Source organism: Moorena sp. SIO3H5 (assembly GCF_010692395.1).
GTDB lineage: Bacteria > Cyanobacteriota > Cyanobacteriia > Cyanobacteriales > Coleofasciculaceae > Moorena.
Genome location: NZ_JAAHHS010000029.1, coordinates 37679 through 47859, shown reverse-complemented (window position 1 = coordinate 47859; position 10181 = coordinate 37679). Strand labels below are relative to the sequence as shown.

General features: G+C 44.7%; 11 protein-coding genes. 4 read left to right on the top strand and 7 right to left on the bottom strand.

Translation table 11 applies throughout. The features are described 5' to 3' along the window. Both F6K52_RS05355 and F6K52_RS05350 read right to left on the bottom strand, forming a co-directional pair. Positions 1–4415 (bottom strand): AAA family ATPase (locus F6K52_RS05355; RefSeq protein ID WP_293075093.1); only part of this gene is annotated, 4415 nt, incomplete at its 3' end. A gap of 83 nt (positions 4416–4498) precedes the next feature. Beyond that, positions 4499–4804, bottom strand: coding sequence for a hypothetical protein (locus tag F6K52_RS05350; protein WP_293075090.1), 306 nt, complete (start codon positions 4802–4804; stop codon positions 4499–4501). Positions 4805–4820: 16 nt separating this feature from the next. Between F6K52_RS05350 and F6K52_RS05345 the strand changes: the two genes are divergently transcribed. Beyond that, complete coding sequence (locus F6K52_RS05345) at positions 4821–5777, top strand: cation transporter (RefSeq protein ID WP_293075088.1); 957 nt, start codon at positions 4821–4823, stop codon at positions 5775–5777. Here the strand turns inward: F6K52_RS05345 and F6K52_RS05340 are convergent. Continuing rightward, positions 5712–5906 (bottom strand): hypothetical protein, encoded by a 195-nt coding sequence (locus tag F6K52_RS05340; protein ID WP_293075086.1) that lies wholly within the window; start codon positions 5904–5906, stop codon positions 5712–5714. The two genes, F6K52_RS05345 and F6K52_RS05340, sit on opposite strands and share 66 nt — an antisense overlap. Here F6K52_RS05340 and F6K52_RS05335 point away from each other — a divergent pair. Beyond that, positions 5899–6105, top strand: a complete 207-nt coding sequence (locus F6K52_RS05335) for a hypothetical protein (RefSeq protein ID WP_293075084.1) — start codon at positions 5899–5901, stop codon at positions 6103–6105. The genes F6K52_RS05340 and F6K52_RS05335 overlap by 8 nt on opposite strands. Here the strand turns inward: F6K52_RS05335 and F6K52_RS05330 are convergent. Further along, on the bottom strand, positions 6090–6410 hold the full coding sequence (locus tag F6K52_RS05330; protein ID WP_293075082.1) for a hypothetical protein: 321 nt from the start codon (positions 6408–6410) through the stop codon (positions 6090–6092). The two genes, F6K52_RS05335 and F6K52_RS05330, sit on opposite strands and share 16 nt — an antisense overlap. 25 nt (positions 6411–6435) lie before the next feature. Continuing rightward, positions 6436–6588: a hypothetical protein gene (locus tag F6K52_RS05325; protein ID WP_293075080.1), complete on the bottom strand. Its 153-nt coding sequence runs from the start codon at positions 6586–6588 to the stop codon at positions 6436–6438. Positions 6589–6718: 130 nt separating this feature from the next. Between F6K52_RS05325 and F6K52_RS05320 the strand changes: the two genes are divergently transcribed. Then, complete coding sequence (locus tag F6K52_RS05320) at positions 6719–6841, top strand: hypothetical protein (RefSeq protein ID WP_293075078.1); 123 nt, start codon at positions 6719–6721, stop codon at positions 6839–6841. Here the strand turns inward: F6K52_RS05320 and fumC are convergent. Then, positions 6838–8232: a class II fumarate hydratase gene (gene fumC / locus F6K52_RS05315; RefSeq protein WP_293075076.1), complete on the bottom strand. Its 1395-nt coding sequence runs from the start codon at positions 8230–8232 to the stop codon at positions 6838–6840. The genes F6K52_RS05320 and fumC overlap by 4 nt on opposite strands. 355 nt (positions 8233–8587) lie before the next feature. Here fumC and queD point away from each other — a divergent pair, with 355 nt between their 5' ends. Further along, positions 8588–8980 (top strand): 6-carboxytetrahydropterin synthase QueD, encoded by a 393-nt coding sequence (gene queD, locus F6K52_RS05310; RefSeq protein ID WP_149031448.1) that lies wholly within the window; start codon positions 8588–8590, stop codon positions 8978–8980. A gap of 203 nt (positions 8981–9183) precedes the next feature. On the opposite strand, the gene F6K52_RS05305 is transcribed toward queD, so the two are convergent. Continuing rightward, on the bottom strand, positions 9184–9876 hold the full coding sequence (locus F6K52_RS05305; RefSeq protein ID WP_293075073.1) for a CPBP family intramembrane glutamic endopeptidase: 693 nt from the start codon (positions 9874–9876) through the stop codon (positions 9184–9186). Between the last annotated feature and the right edge of the window lie 305 nt (positions 9877–10181).

The following is a 10181-nucleotide window of genomic DNA, read 5'->3' as shown; positions in this document are numbered from 1 at the left end:
TCAATTAGTTGACCTTGATTGATGATGGGACTACACATCAGACTCCGGGGTTGCTGACGAATAAAATAGGGGTCAGCAGCTAAGATAGTCTCAACGGTAATATCATTGATAACTAAGGTTTCCAATTTCCGCTTAACATAATTGATCGCACTTTGGGGAATATCTGGGCTTTCTTCTACTGGCATAGATTCCACTAAAGCGAGTTGATTAGCGGTTTTCATAGCCTGGAGCACTAACCTCTCACCTTTAACCAAAATCAGAGCACATTTGTCAGCTCCAGCATTTTCCATCACCACTTGCATCAACGTCGAGAGCAACTGATCAAGCTGGATTTCCCCAGATAGAGCTTGGGCGGCTTTGATCACCGTAGCTAAATCCAAAGTGCTTGAAGCATTGCTAGTGGTGGTATTAACTCCTTGAGTGGTAAGGTTTGTGAGCGTCTCGTCGGTGCTGATATTGACAGTTTTCTGGGTAAGAATGGCACTGAGAAATTGGGGATAGCGAATTTCTAAATCCTCCACCTTAGCCTTTGCGCCCCAGTGGCTATAACCATAGTAGGCACGAGTTAGGTAGGCTTGGGCAATAGTTTCTTTACCCCACTCCAAATAGAATTTAGCCGCCAGTTCATTAGCCAAGGCTTCTTCTTGGATGTATTGGTTTTCCTTTGCTCCAGCAATAGCGCGGTCATAATACTCTATGGCTTCCAGCTTTTGACCCAAAACACGATAGCGCTCGGCTTCGACTAAATAAAATTTGTGCAAATAATTCATCGGGGCATGGTCTGCCCATGTTTTGAGCTTGTGTTGATTTTTAGCTATCTTATCTAAACTTTGTTTTTGTTGAGCGTGATTCTGTTTAGGATAGAGAGCTAAGCGAGTTAGAGAATCGTACCAATAGAAAAGGGCAAAAATGAAAAGGGCTGGTACTCCATCTATATAATTTTCGGTAATGGTGGCTTGTTGCGAAGCTTGCTGATAATCCTGAAATAGATAACAGAGAAATAATTTATTCAGGTGTAGGGTGTAAAGTGCCCTGAGGTTATTGAACTCCTGATGGAGCGGGAGCATGATCTCTTCGTCGTAGACTTCACCTTTTAAACAGCAAGAATTTTCAGCTTGTCCTAGTAAGTTTAAGACTGCTTGCCAGGTGATGGCAATAAGCTGACGTGGGATCTCTTGCTTGAGTTGATCAATCCTTTGATGATAGTTGGCACAGGTCTGGTCAAGCTCAGTCAGCTCTTTGCCGAGCCAAAAGGAATGTTCTAAGTACATCAACGCAGAGGCGGCAGAGTTGTCAAAATCTCCAGTTTCTATCCCGACAGAGTAAGCGTCTAGCAACGAGGTTAATGTTTCTTTGACATGCATTTTCCAGGGCTTTATGGTGATATTGACCACATACAGTACTGTACATTTAAGCTGTTTAGCATTGAACCGTGCTAATAACTCCAGAGCCAGTTGACCGAAGCGATAGTTGCCATTGATATCTCCGACCTGCCAGAGCAAGATGCCATAATGTGCATAGCACACAGCAGACAGAGCAGAATTCCCCTCTTGCACGGAGAGATTGACCTGTTTCAAAGCCAGTAACGGATACAGTAGAGGTAGGGTCATATAAGTAATTGGTGCGAGTCGCGAGAGAATAGTCATCGCCGCTAGTTTTTCCGGTGCGCTCATCACCGGAAAATCCATTAACTCCTCAATCTCTTTACCGTCTAAAGCTGATTGTGTTTGGTTTAGAGCCAGCTCAATATCTTCTGGACTGGGCTGTTGGGGCAGTTCTATCCCCAATAGGTTCAGCACTTGCAGCCCGGTGGTAATGGCTTGCTCAAGCTGATTTTGGGCTTTATAGGCGTCAATCAAGACTTGATAGACAGTGATTTTGTCCAGTAGTGTTTTCCCTTGTGCCAAAACTACCATTACCAGTTGCTCCATCTGTTCAAAGTCGGTATTGAGGTATGCGGCCTCGGCGGCACCTTGATATAGAGCTAAGCTAAGGTCATACTGATGTTGCCAGCTATTTTCCCCTAGCAATTCCAGACCTACTGTTAAATAGTTAAAAGCCGCCCCATAGGCCGTGGCCCCCTTGGCTTTTTCTCCAGCAATACGATTTAATTGAGCTAATTCATCTCGCTGTGCTTGATCTTTAATTAACTCCAGACCATAATTTAACTGATTGACAATATCAAAAATCTTTTCTTCTCGTTCTGCTGTGGGGATATTTTTCAACAGCAGTTGCCCAATGGTTAGGTGAGTTAACTGTTTCTGGTCTTCAGGAATCAGAAAATAAGCCGCTTGCTGGACTCGGTCATGTAAAAACTTGTAACTTGGGGATTGGTGATTCGGGATTGAGCTTTGGGATAATTTTTCTTCAGTGTTTGATGGGGAATTACTATTAACAGTAAAAAATTTGTAAATTTCCGTGGTGGGTAACACCAACCCTTCTTGCAGAGATTTCCATAAAGAAGTTGCCGTCTCAGTTGGAGATTTATCATGGATAATGGCCAGGGTATCTAAATCAAATTGGTGGCCAATACAAGCCGCTAGTTTTAAGACATCCTGAGTTTCTTTTGGCAACTTTTGTAACTGCAGTGCCATAAATTCAACCACATCATCCGTGAGGGCCAAGCATCTAATTTCAGCGATGTCGCACTGCCAATACCCTTGCTCAAAATTAAAAGTGATTAATCGGTCGTGATGGAGGGATTTCAGGAATTGGGTAGCAAAAAACGGATTTCCTTTGGTTTTCTGAGCCACTAGTTCGGTTAGGGGTTCCGCCAGTTCTATCCCACAAGTCAGGGTATCGGCAATCAGATGGTTTAAGTCGGATTTGCTCAGGGGTTCAAGGGTAATGGTATTGAGTGAAACGCCAAGGTTGGCCATCTCGGACAAGGTGACCATCAACGGATGAGTAGGATTTACCTCATTATCTCGATAAGCACCAATTAGCAGTAGATGTATGGTATTAGTTTCTGCTATCAACAATTGCAGTAACTTCAACGAAGCAGAATCTGCCCACTGCAAGTCATCGAGGAAAATCACCAGGGGATGTTCCTTAGTGGTGAACACTTGGATAAATTTACTAAAGAGCAAATTAAACCGATTTTGGGCTGCCGTACCAGACAGTTCAGGAGCAGGAGGCTGTTTGCCGATAATCCCTTCTAATTCTGGAATCACATCCACCATCACTTGGCCATTCTCACCCACAGCAGACAGAATTTGTGCTTTCCACTGTTGCAGTTGGGCATCAGTTTCGGTGAGTAATTGTTCCATCAAGTCCCGCAGTGCAACGACTATGGCACTAAAGGGAATATTACGCTGGAACTGGTCAAACTTACCTTGGATGAAGTAACCCCGCTGCCGCACAATCGGTTTTTGGACTTCATTGACTACAGCGGTTTTACCAATGCCGGAAAAGCCCGCTACCAGAATCATTTCTGTAGCTCCTTGAGTAACTCGCTCAAAGGTGGCGAGTAGGGTATCTACTTCGCCTTGACGCCCGTAGAGTTTTTCCGGAATTACGAAGCGATCACAAATATCTCGACTGCCCAACTTAATATCAGCGATCGCCCCAAATCTGTGCCACTGTTCCGAACACTGTTCTAAGTCATACTTGAGCCCCAAAGCACTCTGATAACGGTCTTCAGCATTTTTTGCCATCAGTTTACTGATAATTTCCGACAGGATTGGGGGAATAGCTCGGTTACGCTCGTGTGCAGCTACTGGTTGTTTAGCAATATGACAGTGAACCAACTCCATCGGGTCAGTAGTGCTAAAGGGTAACTCTGTGCTGAGCAGCTTGTAGAAGGTTATCCCCGTCGAATAAAAGTCACTGCGGTAGTCAATTCCCCGATTCATTCGTCCAGTTTGTTCCGGAGACAGATAAGCTAGGGTACCTTCGAGGCAGTTAGGGCTAATTAGGATTTGGCTTTCTTTGGGCAGTAAGGAGGCAATACTGAAGTCAATCAGTTTGACGTGACTGGTAGTGGGATTAATCAGGATATTCCTAGGCTTGATGTCTTTATGGATGACTCGGTGGCGATAGAGTTCATCCAGGATCGAGGCTATTTGGATGGCGATGTCGAGAAATTCCTGTATATTTCTGAGGTCAAAGCTTAAGGTGGTATACTCTTCGATGGAGATGCCACCAAAGTCTTCCATCACCAATACCAACGTATTTTGGTAGGACTCCAAGCTATAGATTTTGATAATGCCGGGATGGTCAAGATTTTTGGCAATGGTGTACTGATTGCGGAACTGGACCAGTTCCTGGAAGGTGGGATAGGGATTATTGAGGAGTTTTAGTACTACTGGTTTTTGGTCATTGGTCCTAGTGCCACGATAAACTACAGTTCTCGACCCATGGTAGACCAGGTCAGTGATGCAATAGCCTTTAATCTTGGGAGGAGTTGTGTTCATGGGTGACATACCTAGGTGAGGGGATACGGCCAATCGGACCAATTCAACCGGACTCACTATATAGATTTCCCCTTTCCTCCAGACTAGGTAACATTAGAAGTTAGAAGTCTGAAGTCTGAAGTCTGAAGTCTGAAGTCAGCATTGCCTCTTGCCTCTTGCCTCTTGCCTCTTGCCTCTTGCCTACTCCCTCGGTGCGCTTGACCCGTAATTAAATTCGCTTGATTGTCGCACTCTGCATCGCTTGTCTGTACCCCCACACCCCACACCCAACTCCCCACACCCCACTCCCAACTCCCCAAAACCATTAAGAACTGCCATAAAATGGCATAATTGCCTGATGCCTCAATAAATAATAGGGTAATCCAAGATAATGTGAAGGTAATCGACATCTGTTACCTTCAGGCCATGACCGAAGGACCAAACCGCGATCAGACTAGTCGTCTGGTATTATTCATTACCCTCTGGCTCAGCTTGTTTGTTTTATCAGTCAAGGTGTCAGCAGCTTGGGCTACCCAATCGCTCAGTCTGATGGGGGAATCCCTGTTCACCCTATTAATTTGCTTTAATACCCTTGTCAATTTGCTGATGATCACTACCTTTGACAATCCGCCAGATCTGTCAGTCTATGGTCATGGTAAACGGGAAACCGTGATTACCTTTGTGCTAATTGCCTTTTTCGGCTTTGCTGGGGGAAATTTGTGCCTACTGTCCTCTCAGCAGTTACTAACCCTGATTCAGGGAGGAACCTTAACTATTCCTGTCCGGCTCAGTTTACCCTTAGCACAGCTGTTGGGAGCCGTGTTAGCCATGAGCCTTGGTTGGTCTTGCCTGATGATTTACCAAGCTAAAGTGGTCAGGAGTCCTACCCTACGGTTTCAGGCCGCTCAAATGCTTCAGGATGTGGGCTTAACTATACTAGTACTCGGTGGGCTTTGGGGAGTTTCCCGAGGTTTCCTATGGCTGGATCCACTACTGAGTACTGTGCTGGTGCTCTTTGCCGGGAAAAATTGTTGGAAAGTTATCAACTGGCAGTTGCCCCTGCTAGTCAAACAAACTCCCATTGATCCAGAAGCGATCGCTAACATAGCCCATCAAGTTGGAGGTGTCACTCGCTGTGATCAAATTCAGTGCCGGGGTGTTGTAGGACGCTTCATGTATGTTGAAATGCATTTGGTCGTGCATCCAGAGTTCTCAGGAGTCATTTCCCTGATTGCTGAACGGATTCAGGGGGGAATTCAAGAACGCTACGGACCGGTACAAGCTATTTTCCACATCGATGATGACTTAACCGAATCCTTACGATGGAATCGCTCGAACCGTAACCAACAAATCAACGGTAAAGATGAACCAGATGGGGAGTAGGGAGTAGGGAGTAGGGAGTAGGGAGTAGGGTGTAGGGTGTAGGGAGTAGGCGTTGGTCTGGTCAAGGTAACCGAAGCTAAAATCACGGCGTTGCGTCAGTCTTGGAATGAATAGGAGTAGAGTGGGCATCCTGCCCGCGCGAAAATATTTATTGAAACTGGCAAGATGCCCATTCTACCTGAGTCTTAAAATCATTCCATTATTAAGCAACGCCAAAATCACGACTTGTGTACCCCTGTTCCCTGTTCCCTGTTCCCCGTTCCCTGTTCCCTGTTCCCTATTCCCTGTTCCCTATTCCCTGTTCCCTATTCCCTATTCCCTAGAATAAACTAACCTACCATAATAGTTAATTGCCCAAAAATTAATACTTAAGCAGACAGCTGCTAAAAAAAACAGAATGTAGGTCGGAGCCATCACTACTCCAATCATCAACCAACTATACACATGGAATAGCATTACCAAAGCTGGGATGCACGCCACTAAAGCAGCTTTCCGCACCTGAACTTGGGGATAACCAATCACAGTGAAAATGATGGTTTGTAAGGTCAGCAGCAAATTAGCAGGAACTAAAATGGCACAGATGGCTACACAATGGTTACGGGAGAAATCAAATAGGATATTAAAATCAAACATTGTAAAATTGCTAAGATTATCCTTATCAGTTTAAACTTAAAGGTTTCTTAGAATTGCTCAATATAGCATTTACAAGGCAAGAGGCAAGAGCGATGCAGCGCGGTCTTGGGGAGGCAGCGCGGTCTTGGGGGTCTCCCCCATGAGCGACTGCCGTGGTTTCCCCCATGAGCGACTGCATCAAGACGGCAAGAGGCATGCATGCAAAGGTGCGCTTGACCCATTAAAAATTAAATTCGCCACGGGTCGCACCTAAAAGTTGACTAAAACAGCTTTTGCTGCTTGTATCAATGTCCTAACTTTAATGCGTAGTGCTATACAAATCTCCCCCCTATCCCCACACCTACCACATTTACCACATCTACCACACTTACCACGCTTCCACCGACTCCCTACTCCCTACTCCCTACTCCCTACTCCCTAAAAATGACTAATCAAAGGGATAGGCCATCCGATAGGGATCAACAATCTGGTCAAACTCAACAGCAGAAACATAGCCTAATTCTAGGCAAGCTGCTTTCAGGGTAAGGTTCTTCTCAGAAGCATGGTGCGCCACTTCTGCTGCTTTGTCGTAACCGATGATTGGACTCAAAGCAGTGACTAGCATCAGGGACTGTTCCAGGAAATACTGGATTTTCTCTCGATTCGGTTCTAGTCCCTTGAGCAGGAAGTCAGTAAAATTGTTGCAGCTGTCAGCAAGTAGATGGACAGATTGGAGCAAGTTGAACACAATCATAGGCTTAAAGGTATTCAATTCAAAGTGCCCCTGAGCACCAGCAAATGCGATCGCACTATCGTAGCCCATCACCTGAGTAGCTGCCATAGTCATCGCTTCGCACTGGGTCGGATTAACTTTCCCTGGCATAATCGAAGACCCTGGCTCATTGGATGGCAGTTTCAGTTCCCCAAATCCGCAGCGTGGTCCACACCCTAGGAAACGGATATCATTAGCAATCTTCAATAACGAGCACGCTAGGGTTTTCAGGGCACCGCTAGCCATAACCATCTCATCATGAGCTGCTAGAGCCGCAAACTTGTTAGGAGCAGACACAAAGGGCAAGCCGGTCAACTTAGCAATATGCTCAGCAGCCTTTTCAGCAAACCCCTTGCCAGCATTTAACCCAGTCCCGACCGCCGTTCCACCAATCGCCAACTCGTATAAGCCAGGAAGCACAGAGTCTATCCGTGCTAAATTAGCATCTAGCTGGGCAACGTAACCGGAAAACTCTTGACCCAAGGTTAACGGTACAGCATCTTGAAGGTGAGTGCGCCCAATTTTCGCTATACTATCCCATGCTTTCGCCTTCTCCTCTAGAGCATCCCGCATTTTCCTTACCTTGGGCATCAGTCGCTCATGAAAGGCTACCGCTGACGCGATGTGCATAGCCGTGGGAAAGGTATCATTAGAAGATTGGGACATATTGACGTGGTCATTGGGATGAATTGGGTTTTTGCTACCCATCACCCCCCCAGCTAGTTCAATCCCACGATTAGCAATCACCTCGTTCACGTTCATGTTGCACTGGGTACCACTACCAGTCATCCAAACACGGAGAGGGAAGTTACCGTCTAGCTGGCCTTCGATCACCTCTGTTGCTGCTTCAATGATTAACTTAGCTTTATCCTCTGGTAGTTTACCCAGTTCAGAGTTAGTCAGAGCAGCCGCTTTTTTCAGAATAGCCATCGCTGTTATGACTTCCGCAGGGATAAAGTCTTGTCCAATCGAGAAATATTTTAGCGATCGCTGAGTTTGAGCGCCCCAATACCGATTAGCAGGAACTTCGATTTCCCCCATGCTATCGGTTTCTGTTCGCATCTTAGTCATCGGTGATATCAACTTCCCTTGGTTCCTTCCGTTTATGGTATAGCACAGGGAGTAGGGAGTAGGGATGCATCGCTTTTATCGGACTTCATGCTATCTTGAAAATAGCGATAGATATCAGCAACTTTGGTAACCGTTTATGGGTGGATTAAAACTTGATTATGATTTTAAACTAAATGATTAAAAATGATCTTAAGTTATTATAAATTTTTACCATAATCCACTCTATTTTATCCGGTCACCTGTTCTCTTTTATATTAATTTGTCTAGATTACTTATTATAATTAGGTTAAACTCAATAGATTGTTTTATATGAAGTGTAAGATAATTCTTAATTCTTAATTCTTAATTCTAAATGATGGAAGAATGGTTAATTTACAAGGAGTTTCGGTTTGAAGCTGCTCATCGCCTTCCCCATCATGACGGCAAATGTAGTCGGTTACATGGCCATAGCTGGGTGGGGCGAGTATATGTCAAAGGTAATCAACTAATTGAGGAGGGCTCCAAACAGGGGATGATAATGGACTATGGTGATATCAAGACCTATCTCAAGCCTCTGTTGGATAACTTTTTGGATCATTATTACCTCAATGAAACCACCGGCTTGGAGAATCCTAGTAGTGAAGCGATCGCTAAGTGGGTTTTTGAGCGACTTGAAGAAGCCGGTTTACCAGGATTGTATGCCGTTGAAATTCAAGAAACCTGTACCTCTGGTACCCGATATATGAAACCTAATATCAAGTCCGGTTGAATAACCATAATTAATGGCAGGGTGGGGAGATGGGGAGATAGGGAGATTTGTATTAAGGATAATTATCCTGAGTAGACCTCTTGCAAAATTAGTTTTCTGATAGTGTTCTTGATGCTTTGCGTCAATTCTTGTCCACTGTTCCCTGTTCCCTGTTCCCTGTTCCCTGTTCCCCACAACTGCAAGAAGTCTAGTCAATAGCTTCGCTACCCAAATAAAAGTTGCCAACCGACAAATGCGATCGCTAAATCAGCCAGAATATGACTAACATAACCAGACCAGATGGAACGGTAGGTTAGATAGCACCACGACCATACAGCTCCAGCCATGAACACCCCTAATGAGCCAAGGATGACCACCAGCCAATCTTGGGTGTAAAAGGTTAAAGCAATAATATGATGGAGGGTAAACAGTAATGCACAAAGTAATACTGACCCAAGTCCTGGGATGAGAATCTGGCACTTGCTCCAGACAAACCAACGCCAGATATACTCTTCCAAGAACGCATTAATCAAAGTCCAATACATCGCCCCAAGTAGGTAAATGTATGCACTAGTTATCCCAGCTTCTTGGGCTTTAGTTTGAACATCCGTCTTATCAATCCAGTGCTGACCGAAAAGCCAATAAGCCCCAAGGATGATCCCAAACATCAACAGTCCCAAAATAGTTCCAGTCAACAACTCCTGGCGCTTCGGCCAGGATAAGCGTAACTTGCCACGATCCACCCAGAAAAACCAAGCAAGGGGCAGTGCTAGTAACCAGACTTTGCAACATGAGAATACTGCCTGCCCTAAGAATCCTGGAGCAATATATAGTGCCATTGCTACACCGATACTCGCAGCAGGAACTAGCAGTAGCAAAGCTAATAGGGGATTTTGACCAGAGTCAGTCTTGAGCATTGGAAATTCTCCGGTGGTAACTTTATTGGTTATGCTAGAAGCTTTGCTACCAACTATCGGTAAGTTCTGTGCCAGTTGTACAAGTTTCCTGATAGATATAGCAGTAGTGGGAAAGTTGTAGTAGTGTAAGCGTTAGTCTGGTCAAAATAACGGGAGCTAAAATCACTAATCTTGATCAATTTAAAGTTTTTGTAAATTTTAATTTAATTGAATAGTTTTTGTTTCAGTTAGATCTAAACTTAATCTTGGATATAAATCAGCCATTCAAATCAAATAGTTGATTTGACGCTAGCTAGTAGCTTAAG